Consider the following 14447-nt stretch of genomic DNA (forward strand, 5'->3'; position numbering starts at 1 on the left):
CGCGAAGCCCCGCGCGCTGGCGAGCCCGTTCTCTCTAGCCGATGGGGCAGGGCCTCAGATCCGCAGGAATATCCCGCGCCGATGCAGCCACCCGCAGAAACCCACCGCCAGACCCGCGCCGACCAGCGCGAGCACCAGGCCGCCGAGCCCGGCCCACCGCGCGTCGAGCCACGCGGCCACCGGACCGCCCGCGAAGCGCGCCGACAGCGCCGCGAAATCCACGACGTTGCTCACGAGATAGATCAGCAGCGAGTTCGCACCGACCCAGAGGAACGGCCGCGCCCACCCCTGCACGCGCCAGACGTCGATCACCTGATAGAATGCCGCCAGCAGCAGCAGGCTCCAGCCGCCGGCCACGAGGACGAACGACGACGTCCACAGGTTCTTGATCACCGGAAACTGCGCGCCCCACAGCCAGCCGAGCGCGACGAGCACCACGCCCGCGCCGGCGAGCCCGCCCACGCGCCCGCGCGCGCTGCGCGTCGCGTCCGTGAGCCACTTGCTCGCGAACACGCCGAGCAGGCACGTCGCGATCGCCGGCAGCGTGCTCAGCAGTCCCTCGGGATCGTGGTCGCCGTTCCACTTCCGCAGCGGCAGCCAGTGCGCGTCGATCCAGTTGGTGAGGTTGTGGCCCTCGCGGAAGTCCCCCGCGCCGAACCTCGGCACCGGCACGAACGTCAGCAGCGCCCAATAGCCGGCCAGCAGCGCCACGAACACCGCCGTCAGCCCGCGCGGCCTCAGCCACAGATACAGCACGCTCGTCGCCCCGTAGCACAGCGCGAGGCGCTGCAGCACGCCGAGCAGCCGCGGCTCCGACCCGATGCCGCCGTAGTAGAAGACGCCGAGCGCGAACAGCAGCAGCGTCCGGCGCGCGAGGCGCCGCCACGCCGCCGCGCGACCGCCCTGTGCCACGAGCTTGTCGAGCGAAAGCGGGACCGCCGCCCCGACCATGAACACGAACAGCGGAAAGATCAGGTCGTAGAAATGAAAACCCTCCCACGCCACGTGCTCCATCTGCCCCGCCAGCGCGTGCAGCGCCGGCCCGCCGCGCAGGTGGTGCAGCGCCCCGCCGATCGCGTCGGCGCCGACGATCCAGAACATGTCGAACCCGCGCAGCGCATCGAGCGCGAGCAGGCGGTTCGACGGGGCGGGGCGGGCGCGCTCATCGCGTCGCCGCCGCCACCAGCCGGCCGAGCGCCGGCAGGAACGGGAACTCCACCGCGGCCGCGGTCGGCTGCGCTGCCGCCGCCAGCCGCTCCCGGATCCGCGCCGCTTCGTCCGGCGCCAGCGCCGCCCCGCTCGCCCCCGCGCGCAAGGCGCGCTCCGTCGCGTCGCAGAGCTCGACCAGCCGCCGCGCCGTCTCGATCCGTCCCTCGGCCCGGTGATCGCGCGCCGGCATCCCGGCCGCGCGGACCGCCGCCGCGCGCCAGGCCGCGACGGTCACGAGCAGGTCATCGAGGCCGGCCGCCCGCGCGTCCGCCGGCAATTCCAGCCAGTCGTCGATCCGCGCCGCGAATTCCCGCGCCGGGCGACTCTCGGAGTGCGCCCAGTCGGCGAGGTCGTTGAGCGGAAAATCCGCGCCGCCCTTTTGGAGCTGCGGCCGGCGGTAGCGCTTCACCGGCTCGACCGCCGCCGCCAGCACGCGCAGGGCCGCCGCGTCTTCCGCGGCAAAGCCGTCGAACCGCGGCCAGGCGCGGTGCTGCACGCCGGTTTCCGCGAGCTGCGCGTCGATGCGCGCGAGCCGGCGATACATGTCCGTGACGTCGCGGACCTCCCGCGGCGACCACAGGCGCTCCGCCACCGCGGCGGCGCGCGGCCAGACGCGAAAGTCGAAGATCCGCGCGTCGGCCCACTCGGTCCACATCGGGGCCTCGCCGCCGAGCACGCGCGCCGCCTGCTCCGGGGTCAGCGGCGAGTGGGCGGGCAGCGGATCGGCCGCGTAGGCGTCCGCCGCCGGGTAATGCAGGTCGAGGTAGTAGCCCGCGGACAAGATGCCGGCGAAGCCCTGCTGCGCGGCCTGCGCGAGCGATCCCGGCCCGCGCCACGAATGCACCACGGCGTTGCGCGGCAGGTCCGGATGGAGAATCTCGTCCCAGCCGACCAGCCGCTTGCCGTGCTGCGCGAGGATCGCGGCGAGCTGGCCGTTGAACCACGCGTGCAGCGCCTCGTTCGTCGCCAGACCGTGTCCGTATTTGAATTCCCGGATGCGGGTGCTGGCGTTCCAGTGCTTGCCGTTGTTCTCGTCGCCGCCGATGTGGAAGAACTCGTCGGGAAAGAGCGCCGCCATCTCGCCGAAGAACGAGCCGAGCAGCGCCAGCGTCTCCGGCCGCGTCGGATCCATCACCGGATCGAGCACGCCCCAGGCCTTCGCCACGGTGTAGGGTCCCGGCGCGCTCGCGATCTCCGGATGCGAGGCCAGCCACGCCGTCGCGTGGCCGGGCACGTCGAACTCCGGCACCACGCGGATGCCGCGCTCGGTCGCGGCGGCGATGATCCGCTTGATCTCCGCCTGCGCGAGCACGCCGCTGCCGGCGCTGACCGCGTGCAGTTCCGGGTGCGTCCTGCTCTCGATCCGGAAGCCCTGGTCGTCGGTCAGGTGCAGGTGGAGGACGTTGAGCTTCACCGCCGCCATCGCGTCGAGGTTGCGGAGGATCACCTCCGGCGGCTGGAAATGCCGCGCCACGTCGATCATCAGCCCGCGCCAGGGAAAGCGCGGGGCGTCCCGGATCGTGACGCACGGTGCGGCGAAGCCGTCCGCGCGCTTCTCCACCAGCTGCAAAAATGTCTCCAGCCCGCGCAGCGCGCCCACGACGTTGGGCGCGCGCAACTCGGCGCCGTCGGTGCGCACCTGCAGCGTGTAGGACTCGTCGTCGCCGAGCTGCGGCCGGGCCGAGCCGGGGCCGTCGCACGCGATGACCAGCGTGCCGCCGCTGGCGACGACACGCGGGGCGAAGTCGAGCGCGGTGCGTTTTTCCAGCCGGTCGAGCACCCGGCCGAGGCCGGCGCGCAGCCGCGCGTCGTCGTGGCCGGCGAGGCGCACGCGGAAACCCGCGTCGATCGCGAGCGCGCCCTCGCGCCACTCGACGTGCGCCGGCCAGGGCATCAGCGCCGGGCGCGCGGTCGGTTCCGCACGGAGGATCGGACTGCCCATCAGGAAACCGGCCATGAGGAAAAACAGCCGCCGGATCATCGTGCGCGGTCGTCAGGGCGACGACGGTTTGAGCGAATTCCAGTCGAAGGTCGCATAGCTTTGCCCGCGGACGGGCGACCATTTATCGAACATCGCGCGCGCGACCGCAACCGAATCCCCGCGCGGCGCCGCGGCGTGGGGCTCGTGCGCCTCGCCCCAGGCGAACTCCCAGCGCGCGAGCTCGCCGTAGAAGTCGTTCGCCGCGGCCACAACGCGGCCGTCGCGGCGCGGCAGCGCACGATCGCCGTAGCCGGCCGGCTGCCGCTCGAGCCAGGCGAAGTATTTTTTCCACCGCACGAGGTAGAAACTCTCGATCAGCCCGGACCATTGCCGCGAGGAATACTCGAAGAGCATCGTCGTCTCCGGCGTGCCGCCCCAGACGGTGACGAGCTGGCGGGCGTTGCGCTCGTAGAGGTCGGCCTCGGCGGGCGACGCGCTCCAGCGGCGCGCGTCGGCCAGCCACGCGCCGAGCAGGAACTCGCGGCGCGTGGCGAGCAGCGCGTCGAGATCGGCGCCGAGCGCGAGGAAGCGGTCGCGCGCCGCGGCGTAGCGCGCGCGGTCGCCGGAGTGCCAGGCGGCGACGACCTCGCGGTGCAGCGGCACGGAAAGATCGGCCAGCGCCTGGCGGGCGACGTCGACGAGGTCGTAGCGGAACGGATCGACGCGCCCGAGCGCCGGCGCGGCGGCGAGCAGGTCGCTCCACGCACGCCAGACGGCATCGACGTCGTAGTCGCGCTCGAAGCTGCCCCACGGCGACGTCTGCCTCAGCTCCAGCGCCGGGCGCGCCTGCAGCGGCGACTCCATCGGCGGCTCGGGGCTTTTTGCGCGTAGACGCTCGTGCGCAGCGTCGCCCAGGCGCGCTGGGCCGCGGCGTGGTCCGTGCCGTAGCGCGCGCGCACGTAGCGCTGCGTCCACGCGGCGAGATCGGGCGCGGCGGGCTGCCAGCCGAGATCGGCGGCGAGGTCGAAGAGCAGCGGGTTGTGCTCGATGGCCTCCGGGAAGAGGCCGATGCCGACGAGGCGCCGGCCGGCGGGCGTGCCGAGGAGCGACGGGGCGGTCGTGGCGAGTTGCGGGAGGTTGCCGCCGAGGCTGTGCCGGCCGCCGTAGTTCTGGATGATGCCCGCGACCCAGGCGCGGCCCCAGAACGACTGCGTCTCGCGCCATTTCTGGCCGGTGAGGTCGAGCACCAGCAGGCGGTCCTCCGGGATGCCGCGCACGATGCCCTCGCGGATCGACCAGCCCTGCATGACGATCGTGGCCTGCGGGTCGAACTCGGTCGTGAGCTTGAAAATGGTTTCGCCCACGGCGTGGAGATATTCTGCGCCCTCCTGCGGCGGCTCGCCCTCGTGGAACGGATCGGCGGCATAGAGGTGGTCGCCGCCGAAGAGCTTCTGCTGCTCCTCGAGGAAGACGCGGCCCATCCGCGTGAACAACGGGTCGGCGGGATCGAGCTGCGCCGGGCCGGGCGGGATTTCGCACCAGACTTTTTTCTGCCGGATGCGGGCCTCGGGGAATTTCTTCGCCAGCGCGACGGGCACGCAGCCGGTGAAGCCCTGCAGGATCGGCGTCATGCCCAGCTCGCGTTCGCGGCGGACGATCCACTGGCCGAGCTCGCGGTGCGAATCGATCCACGACTGCGGGAGCGGACCGCCCCAGGCCTCGATGTTGGTCATCCACTGCCAGGCGAAGAACGCCGGGCCGACGAAGAAGGCGCGGATCTCGTCGTCGCCCAGGCCGAAGCGCCGCAGCGTCGCCTGCCAGACCGCCTCCTGGCCGGTGATGGCGAGCGGCGTGGTGATGCCGTTCAGCGCCATCCAGTCGATCTCACGCTCCCAGCGCGCGCGGTCCCACCACGCGCCGGTGTAGTTGAAGGTGCAGTAGTTCAGGTAGACGCGCTGCGCGTAGGGCGACTCGACGCGGACCTTCGCCGGCACGGCGGGCAGTTGCGCCGGCAGCGCGAGGTTGTCGCCGCACCACGAGACCTGCGCGTGCGCGACGTTCCGGAAATACCAGTTCAGCGCCGCGCCGATGGTGACGCCGTTGTGGCCGCGCAGGACGAGGCGGCCGGCGCGCGTCTCGACCTCGAAGGCGTCGGGCGCGCCCGGCGCGTGCGGCAGCGGCTCGAGCACGATCTGCTCCGCGTGCGCCGGCACGATCCGGGCAACGAGGGCACGCGCGGCAGCGAGCGCATCGGCCCGCGCGCCGGCGGCCCAGAAAAAGAGAGCGGCCAGGAGCGCGCACACGCCCCTGGCCGCTTTACCTACCTGGTTAACCCCAAAATTCATTTCTCGCCGTAGAACTCGCGCTGGATGGCCTGGAACGACGGCTTGGGCCGGCGCTGCGGGTCGAAGACGCCCCAGTGCTTTTCCGCGACGTGCGGCGGCGTCTGGTCGCCGCCGCCCTTCCAGTTCTCGTCGAAGGCCTCGAAGAGGATCGTCGGCACGCGGCGCTCGTTCACCCAGCGGTAGTGCTGGCGGAGGTAGTTTTCCTGCGCGGCGACGGAGACCTCGGCCTTCATCAGCGCGCCCTCCTCGCCGGGCTTGTTGCGCGTCGGATCGTAGCTCGTGGCCCAGCCGGTCTCGCCGATGATCACCGGCACGCCCGGGTGCAGGCGGACGGTGGTGTCGTATTGCTCCGCGAGCCACGACATGCCCTCGGCGAGCGGCCGGCCGTTCCAGAGCGCGTAGCCGTGGAGGACGATGAAATCCAGCTCGGCGGCGACGGCCTGCGACTCGGGCTTGTTCCAGAAGTTGTAGTCGTCGGCGGACGTGACCGGCTGCGTCACCGCGGCGCGGACCTCGCGGGCCCAGCGCGCGATGTCGGCGGGGTCGACGCGGTGGTCGGACCAGGAGACGCACGGCTCGTTGCCGACGGCGACGGCGAGGACGACGTCGGGATAGGTGTGGGCGACGCGCACGGCGGCGGCCAGTTCGCGGCGATTGCGCGCCTGGCGCTCGGGCGTGTCGTTGGTCACGACCCAGGCGCCGACCATGGCGCGGAGGGGAGGCGGTGCTCGTGGATCAGCCGCACGATGCGCTCCGTGACGCCGGTGGCCTCATACATGCGGATGAAGTTCCAGTAGCGCGCCACGAGGCGGAGGTCGGCGAGGATTTCCTCGTCGCTCGGCTCCCGGCCGTAGGGCGCCTGGCCGTCGCGATACGGGCTGAACGAGACGCCGTTGCCGATCCAGCGGCCGTCGAGCTGGAGGTTCAGGGCGCGGCGGCCGCCGGGCAGGTCGGACGCGCGCGTGACGGGGGCGGCAAGAAGCAGCGCCGCGCACGCGGCGAGGAGCAGGGCAGGGAACTTCATGGCGGAAAACTCAGAGCGGGCGGAACGCGTCGCCGAGCTCGACCTCGATGCGCGTCACGCGGCCGGTGCGGCCGAAGACCTCGGCGCTCGTCGCGGCATCGAGCGCGGCGCCGGCGCGCTCGTGCGAGCCGGCGGCGTCGAACCAGCGGACGCGCGCCGTCCCGGCGCCGAGTTGGTAGACCACCGGCACGCCGCAGAAGGTGAAGGCCAGCGCGCGCGCCGGGAGCGCGACGTCCAGCTCACGTCCGTCGGCGCCGGGCAGGCGCAGGATGGCGGGCGCGGCGGTGAACTCGCCCGCGCGGAGGAAGGTCGGCCGGAACGCCAGGGTGCCGCGCTCGACGTGCACGCCGAGTTCGCCCCAGCGGGTGAGGATCTCCTCCTTCACCTGGCCGGTCATGCCGGGCTGCTGCGCGCCGCTGTGGCCGGGGGTGTGCGAGTAGGGATCGGTCGGGAAGGCGCCGTAGTCGGCCGGCGTCTTGTTGAAGCCGAGGCCGGCGCGGATGTCGTAGTAGTGCTCGCGCAGCGCGTCGGCCTCGGGGGCGCCGCGGGTCTCGGCCGCGAGCAGGTTTTCCTGCACGGCGAGGAGGAGCTTGGCCACCATGTGCCAGTAGATGCAGCCGAGGCCCTCGTAGCCGAACATGCTGCCGCTGCGGCCGGTGAAGGCGCGGTGATGGAAGACGCCCTCGTAAACCTCCTCCACGGCCGCGCCGTGCGCGCGCACGAGATCGGCCCAGCGCGGCTCGCGCGCGAGCCGGGCGAGCTGTTCGCGCAGCGCGTCGGCGTTGGCGAGATCGGCGTGGAAGCGGTGCGCGCCCGCGGCGTCGCGCCCGATCACGCGGTCGTCGCCCGCGGCGAGCAGGGCGGCGAGCAGCGGCGAGGCCGCGACGGCGTCGGCCGGGACCGTGTTGCGGGCGAGGAAACCGGGCAGCTGGCGGTCGGGATAGAGCAGGTAGCTGTGCTGGTCGGCGCGGTAGAGCGGGCTCGCGCGCAGCGCGCGGAGCAGGCGCACGACCTCGGCCGGCGCGAGCAGGCCCGAGCTGAGCACGGCGACCTGGCCCTCGAGCATCGGGTAGAGCGGGTGGACCTCGAGGCCGGCGGGATGCTCCGTGAACTCGAGGCGGTTGTAGGACTCGTAGAGGCCGTCGGCGCGGAGGCCGAGGCGCAGCGTGTGGTCGACGAATTCGAGCGCAAGGGCGAGCGCGGCGGCGATGGACGCGGGGGCGACCTCCTCCGGCGCGCCGGGGCCGGCGCGGTAGACGGCCTCGCGGTAATCCGCGCCGGCGGTGGCCAGCGCGTCGAGCAGCGCGCGGCGCGACGCCGGGGTGATCGCCGGCGCGGCGAGCAGGGCGCGGTGCGATTCGAGCGCGGCGTGGACGCCGCGGAGCAAGGCGCCGACGCGGGCGGAGAGCGCGACCGGCGCGGGGCCGAGCGCGGGCAGCAGCGTGCCGTGCACGTGCGCGAGCGTGCGGCGCAGGTAGGCGAGCGTGACGAACGAGACGCCGTAGCCGACGAGGGCGTTGTTGGCGTCGTTCCACTCCGGCCGCTGGGTGTTCATCCAGATGCCGCCGCCGGCGACGAAGTTCGTCATCCGCGTGAGCGTGAGCAGCAGGAGTTTTTCCGTGAGATTGACGTGCACCACGCGGCCGCCGGCGTCGGCGATCAGGCGGGCGTCGGAGCCGAGCTCGGCCTCGCGCGCGACGATGGCACGGTGCTTCTCGGCCTCGAACTGGATCGTCTCGCGCGGATTGCGGCGCGTGTCGGCGTAGCCGGCGAGGCGGTAGGGGACGGCGGCGTAGGCGTAGCGCGGCTCGCGCAGCGCGGCGTGGAGACGGCCGGGGTGGTAGCGGCCGGACCACTCGAGGAGTTTCTGGAGGTAGATGACCTGGTGGTCGCCCCAGTAGCCGATCGACGCCCACGGGTCCTCGTGGTCGGGCACTTCCCAGTCGATGCCGGTGTGCGTGACGCGGTAGGGGTTGTAGCCGTCGGCGGTGGAGGCGCTGAGGAACTTGGCGAGCGCGGAGTCGATGAACTCGGGGTAGCTGACGCAGAGCGCCTCCCAGTTCTGGAAGATGTCGCGCCAGTTGCCCTCGTGGGCGAGGACGCGCTGGCCCTTCTCGTCGCGCACGCGGATCCTGAACTTGTTCCACGGGCGGCTCGGGTCGCCGTGGCGGCGGCTGAAGGTGAGCGGGAGGTATTCCTCGGCGAGGCGGGCGAGGTCGGCGTCGCCGGTGGCGCGGGCGCGGGCGAGCAGGTCGGAGCGCGCGAGCGTGGCGGGCAGGCCGGCGAGCAGCGCGGCGTGGCGGCCCGCGACGGCGCGGTTGCGGCGCGCCACGACGGCGGCGAAGTCGGCGCCGGGGATGGCGTGGCCGTCCACGAACACGCCGCCGCGCATGACGTTGAAGAGGACGTTGGTGAAGTGGTGGGTCGTGACCGTCTCGTCGGCGCCGCGCTGGCAGCCGTCGGCGGCGGCGACGAGCTGGCGGAGCTTGGCGGTGGAGGCGTCGGCGTCGGCCACGGCGGCGGCGCGGAGCTGGCCGCCGCGCGCGAGGGTGCGGCGGGCGGCGACGTCGGGCTGGCTGAGGCCGATGTCGGCCCCGAACATCCAGCGCGTGGTCGTCTTGGCCGGCACGATGAATTCGCTGGCGAGGAGGTAGCTGCCGCGGACGCCGCGGCGGTGCGGCTCGGGCGCGGGCTTCTCGCCCTCGAGGAAGGCCCCGAGCTGCGTGTCGGAGAGCAGCACGGTGGGCTGGGGCAGGCCGTCGGACCACACGACGCTCGCGCGCAGCGATTCGAGCGCGAGGGCGCGGTCGACGATGGCGGCGGCGAGCGAGAAGACGGCGAGGTTGGACTCGGGGAAGAGCTCGGCGGTCTTGTAGGCGTCGGTGAGGCAGCTGCTGACGTTCTGCAGGCGCAGCGAGACGCCCCAGGGGAGGATGTTGCGCAGGCCGTCGAGGAGGCGGACGGAGACCTGTTCGCCGGCGAGGTTCTCAAGCTCGCAGCGGCGGAGCAGGCCGTGGTTTTCCGCCGTGGACCAGCCGTAGCGGAAGACGAGGCCGAGCGCGGGGTGGGTTTCCTCGAACCAGAGGCGGTCGCCCTCGACGCTCTTGTAGAGCGTGCGGGTGACGGCGGCGTTGGCGGCGGTGCGCGGGGCGAAGGGCTGCCAGAGGACGGGACCGCGCGCGGTGGCGACCCAGAGCGCGGTGCAGGGGCCGCTGACGCCGGCGCTGTCGTAGAGGCGGTCGACGGTCTGGTAGGGGAAGAGCGACTGCTCGGCGTCGCCGCGGCCGGCGGTGAGCCCGCCGTTGCTGGCGACGAAGAGCCAGAGATCGGACGAGCTGACGACGTTCATGAAGAACGGCGGCAGGCGATCGGCCTGGGTGATGCGGTGGTAGCGGCCGCCGAAGGCGTCGACGAGCGAGCCGGCGGGCGCCGCCGCAGCGGGGTCGCGGCGGGCGGCGGGGCGCGCGGCGGGGGAGACGGGCGAAGGGACGTTCACTAAGGGGAGCGCGCGGGCGCGATGGTTTCACCGGGGACGAGATCGGCCTCGACGAAGATTTTGCGGCGGGGGAAGAAGGATGTTCGAGACGGTTGATGAGGCGGTTGAGCGCGGAGGCGCCGATGTGCTCGTGCGGCACGCGCATGGAGGTGGCGCGCGGCAGGCCGGGCGGCGGCTCGAGGCCGTCGAAGCCCGTGATCGAGCAATCCTCGGGCACGCGGATGCCGCGCGCGCGCAGGTCGCTGATGACGGGATAGGCCTGGTGGTCGGCGGCGCAGACCCAGGCGGTGACGCCGGAGTTCTTCACGTGGTGGGCGACGAGATCCGAGACCTCGTTGGTCTTGAGCTGCGGGCCCTTCTTGTGGACGTTGATCACCCACTCGGGGTTGAACTCGAGGCCGTGCAGGTAGAGCGCCTCGACGTAGCCGCTGAAGCGGCGCGCGATCCAGTGGCCGCCAATCGGGTAGAGCCAGGAGAGAAAGCCGATGCGGGTGTGGCCGGCAGCGCGCAGGCACTCGACGAGGCCGAGCACGCCCGAGGCGTCGTCGGTGTCGATGATGTCGATGCCCGGGTAGCTGTAGCTCTCGAGCACGGCGACGGTGGAGATGCGCTTGGAGATGGCCTCGACCGCGCTCTCGGCGAACGGGTAGATCAGCAGCGCGCCGCGCCAGTCGGCCTCGCGCAGGTGGCGGAAGAGCGGGTTGCGGTTGCTCTCGGGATGAAAGTCGCCCGGCGGCTGATAGTAGATGTCGACCTTGATGCGCTCGACCTCCGCGCGGTCGCGAATGCCTTTGAGGATGTGCGGGAAGGTCGCCATCACGACGTTCTCGGCCGGGATGCCGATGAGCACGCCGACCGTGAGGCGCTTCGCGCCCTTGGCGTGGCGGCGCGACATGCGCCCGAGACTGATGCGGTAACCCATCTCCTCGGCCATGCTGTGCACCCGGGCCCGCGTCTCCGCACTGATCGCCGGATGGTTCGCCAGGCTGCGCGAAACCGTGGCGCGCGAAATGTTCAGGCGCTGGGCGATGAGGTTTTGGTTGATGTGAGCCATGACTGGCTACCGGGGTGGGGAAGCAGCGCGCGAACGCGAAACAGCCCGCGCCCGCACGTGAGGGCTGTTGCTACAAGTGCCGCCTCAGGAAGCAAGCAATTATCTATGCAACAAATTAAACAATGGCCGAAATCCTGAGCCGACAAAGTTGCACAAAATAGTTTTTAATCGTTTAAAATGAATATCTTGTTTTGTCAAAAGAGCGATCTGTTTGAGTGCAACACTCAATGCACAAACGCGTTGACATTAGCGCACGCAAAACGCGACGCTTTCGTCCATCGAACGGCGCGCTCCGGCTCGCTTTCGGCAAAAACCCTTCACCCCCTTCGCTCCCCATTGGCCCGCAAAAGCCGTGTCCCCCGCGGCTGGCGCAGCCGATGAGAAGGGCAGCAAAACCCAACCGTCTACCCAAATGATCCCCACCCATCGTTCCGTGCTTTGCGCCGGACTTATGGCCAGCTCTGCATTGGGGCTGTGGCTCCCCTCCGCCTCGGCGCAGGCCACCGACCCCGCGGCGAAGCCCGCCGACACCGCGCCCGCCTCGGCGGACGCCAAGAACAACGACGCCCCGCTCGTGCTCTCGCCCTTCACGGTCACGACGGAGAAGGACAACGGCTACAAGGCCACCAACGCCACTTCCGGCACGCGCCTCAACACGCCGATCAAGGAGCTCCCGATGCCGATCTCGGTCATCACGGAGAAATTCCTCCGCGACACCGGCTCGTCCGACCTGCGCCAGAGCCTGCGCTACACCGCGGGCATCCTGCTCCAGTCGCAGAATGACCAGGGCACGCCCGGCGGCGCCTACCAGGGCCCCGGCGGCGTGAACAATCCCGAGGGCGCCACGGCCAACAAGACCGCCACGTCCTACAAGATCCGCGGCTACGTCACCGACGCCGTGCTGCGCGACGGCTACCGCCGGCAGAACTCGACCGACTCGATCAACATCTCCCGCGTCGAGGTCGTCTTCGGCCCCGCCGCGCTGCTCTACGGCTTCGGCGAGTTCGGCGGCATCGTGAACTACATCCCGAAGGCGCCCGACGCGAAGGCCGCCACGGAGATCGGCCTCACCTACGGCACCGAGAACTTCAAGCGCGCCACCCTCGACACCACCGGCCCGCTCGGCACCGTCGGCAACCTCCGCTACCGCCTCACCGGCGCCTGGGAGGACACCGACTCCTGGACCGACTTCAACACCCAGAGCCACACCTTCTTCTCTCCCTCGATCAGCTTCAACCCGACCAAGACCACCCAGGTCGACATCGACTACGAGAACGGCGACATGAAGCAGAAGGGCGTCGGCTTCCAGCGCGTCCGCGCCATGGCCAACGTCGGCATCAACTCCGACCAGAACGAGCACGCCGACTTCTACACCGTGCCCGGCACCGACAAGAAGACCTTCCGCTGGTCCGGCAACGACACCTACGTCAACACCCAGGCCACGAACTTCCGCGCCCAGATCGCCCAGAAGCTCTTCGACAACCTGAACCTCCTCGTCGGCTACAACCGCTCGACCGCCGACTTCCAGACGCGCGACGTCTACGGCAACCTCGCCCAGAACGTCGGCCCCGCCGCCCTGCGCAAGCGCGTGTTCTTCACCACGCTCAATCCCACCGCCGGCGACTCGAACCTGAACGCCGTCAACGGCTACGTCGACGACGTCGTCCTCCAATACACCTGGGGCTTCTCCGACACCAAGACCACGCGCGACCAGGTCCGCGCCGAGGCCACCTACAAGTTCGACCTCTTCCCCGACGCCAACAAGTGGCTGCGCACGACGCACTCGTTCCTCCTCGGCCACTCCGAGGAAACCGCCGAGAACGACGTCAGCACCGGCGGCACGCTCGACAACCAGTTCAACTTCAAGAGCCCGACCGACGCCTCCTACATCACCTGGGGCAAGCAGGGTGACGGCTCCGCCGACGTCGCCACGCGCTGGAAGAACAACAACTACTCCAGCGGCTGGGACCAGGCCACCTACCTCGTCTATCAGGGCAAGCTCCTCGACAACCGCCTGACCATCATCTCCGGCGTCCGCGAGGACCGCACCGACAACTACAGCGTCAGCAACGACCTACAGGCCAACACCTCCTCCAAGGTCCGCAGCGCCAAGGTCAAGGAGCGCACGCACCAGAACGGCGTCAGCCTCGCCCTCGACCCGAACCGCCACATCAACGTCTTCGCCCTCAAGGCCGGCGGCCTCATGCCCAACTTCAGCGGCCACCGCGACGTCAACGGCGCCCCCGTCGGCCCCGTCCTCGCCAAGAGCAAGGAATACGGCGTGAAGATCGACCTCTTCGACGGCCGCCTCTCCGGCTCCATCAGCTCCTACAAGATCAAGCGCACCGGCACCGAGCTCTTCTACTGGTGGGCGCCCACGTCGAACTACAAGCACTTCAACCCGAACAAGGACATCGTCTACAACGTCTCCAACTTCTCGCCCAGCTCCGTCCCCGGCGGCAGCAACGGCGGCAACGGCGCCGCCGACTCCGCCCTCACGCAGTGGAACGCCGGCGTCGCCGCGGGCGCCATCTACCAGAAGAACAACACCTGGTATGTGAACGCATCCAAGGCCACCGGCGCCGCCTACCTCGACGCCGTCTTCGACTACACGAAGAGCCATGGCATGAGCTGGCCGGGCTGGCTCTACAACTACGACGACGAGACCAACAACTCCTGGAACGACCGCGCCTCGAGCCCCGACGGCAACGAATACGTCATCGGTGCCGACTCCGCCAAGGGCTGGAGCGCCGAGATCATGTGGACCCCGACGAACAACTTCCAGGTCGTCGCCACCTACGCCCACACCGAGCGCGTCATCGACAACGCCGGCCAGTTCGCCAAGTCGCCCGCGCCGCAGGACCGCTGGGCCGTCTGGTATTTCCCCAACACCGACTGGGGCCTGACCGGCAAGCCGCTCGCCACCGTCTACACCAACGCCCAGGACACTTCCACCTGGACCGGCATCGGCTATGGCACCGGCGAGAAGCAGGACGACACGCCCGAGCACGCCGTCTCCGTCTGGGCCAACTACCAGATCACCAAGGGCACCCTCAAGGGCTTCTCCGCCGGCCTCGGCGGCTCCTGGGAATCCCCGCGCGAATACCAGTCCGGCATCACGCACGGCGGCGGCCAGCGCGTCACCGACAAGAACGGCAATCTCGTCATCCTCAAGACGCCCGACCGCTACAACGTCGACCTCATGCTCCGCTACGCCTTCAAGCTCGATAACCACGACGCCGCGGTGCAGCTCAACGTCTACAACCTGCTCGACGACCAGAAGCTCTACGGCCTGATCTACGCCCAGCCGCGCTCGGCCAAGGTCGAGTTCACCTACAAGTTCTGATTTGGGGTTGCATGTTCCCAATGTCCGACGCGCATCGGCCCCGTGCTGGTGC

General features: G+C 70.6%; 8 protein-coding genes and 1 pseudogene. 1 reads left to right on the forward strand and 8 read right to left on the reverse strand.

Features of this window, described 5'->3' with window-relative positions:
- Positions 1-54: 54 nt before the first annotated feature.
- From ACMYLB_RS01400 to ACMYLB_RS01435, 8 genes and pseudogenes are all read right to left on the reverse strand, one after another.
- Positions 55-1101 carry an acyltransferase family protein gene (locus tag ACMYLB_RS01400; protein WP_415909205.1) on the reverse strand — a complete coding sequence of 349 codons (1047 nt, stop codon included), beginning with the start codon at positions 1099-1101 and terminating at the stop codon, positions 55-57.
- A gap of 61 nt (positions 1102-1162) precedes the next feature.
- Positions 1163-3166: a beta-N-acetylhexosaminidase gene (locus ACMYLB_RS01405; RefSeq protein ID WP_415909206.1), complete on the reverse strand. Its 2004-nt coding sequence runs from the start codon at positions 3164-3166 to the stop codon at positions 1163-1165.
- A 36-nt stretch (positions 3167-3202) separates the two neighbouring features.
- Positions 3203-3994 carry an alpha-N-acetylglucosaminidase C-terminal domain-containing protein gene (locus tag ACMYLB_RS01410; protein WP_415909207.1) on the reverse strand — a complete coding sequence of 264 codons (792 nt, stop codon included), beginning with the start codon at positions 3992-3994 and terminating at the stop codon, positions 3203-3205.
- Complete coding sequence (locus tag ACMYLB_RS01415; protein WP_415909208.1) at positions 3955-5433, reverse strand: alpha-N-acetylglucosaminidase TIM-barrel domain-containing protein; 1479 nt, start codon at positions 5431-5433, stop codon at positions 3955-3957. The genes ACMYLB_RS01410 and ACMYLB_RS01415 overlap by 40 nt, the downstream gene beginning before the upstream one ends.
- Before the next feature lie 38 nt (positions 5434-5471).
- Positions 5472-6182 (reverse strand): glycosyl hydrolase family 17 protein, encoded by a 711-nt coding sequence (locus tag ACMYLB_RS01420; RefSeq protein ID WP_415909209.1) that lies wholly within the window; start codon positions 6180-6182, stop codon positions 5472-5474.
- Positions 6161-6499, reverse strand: a complete 339-nt coding sequence (locus ACMYLB_RS01425) for a hypothetical protein (RefSeq protein ID WP_415909210.1) — start codon at positions 6497-6499, stop codon at positions 6161-6163. The genes ACMYLB_RS01420 and ACMYLB_RS01425 overlap by 22 nt, the downstream gene beginning before the upstream one ends.
- 10 nt (positions 6500-6509) lie before the next feature.
- Entirely contained in the window at positions 6510-9848 is a 3339-nt protein-coding gene (locus tag ACMYLB_RS01430) for a hypothetical protein (protein WP_415909211.1), read from the reverse strand.
- Positions 9849-10098: 250 nt separating this feature from the next.
- Positions 10099-11049, reverse strand: a pseudogene (locus ACMYLB_RS01435) (LacI family DNA-binding transcriptional regulator); the annotation flags it as partial.
- A 451-nt stretch (positions 11050-11500) separates the two neighbouring features.
- Here ACMYLB_RS01435 and ACMYLB_RS01440 point away from each other — a divergent pair.
- The gene (locus ACMYLB_RS01440) at positions 11501-14395 is read left to right on the forward strand and encodes a TonB-dependent siderophore receptor (protein ID WP_415909212.1); all 2895 of its coding nucleotides are present in this window, start codon (positions 11501-11503) and stop codon (positions 14393-14395) included.
- Positions 14396-14447: the final 52 nt, after the last annotated feature.

The sequence above is a fragment of the Oleiharenicola sp. Vm1 genome, from assembly GCF_047777955.1.
In the GTDB taxonomy this organism is placed as follows: domain Bacteria; phylum Verrucomicrobiota; class Verrucomicrobiia; order Opitutales; family Opitutaceae; genus Didemnitutus.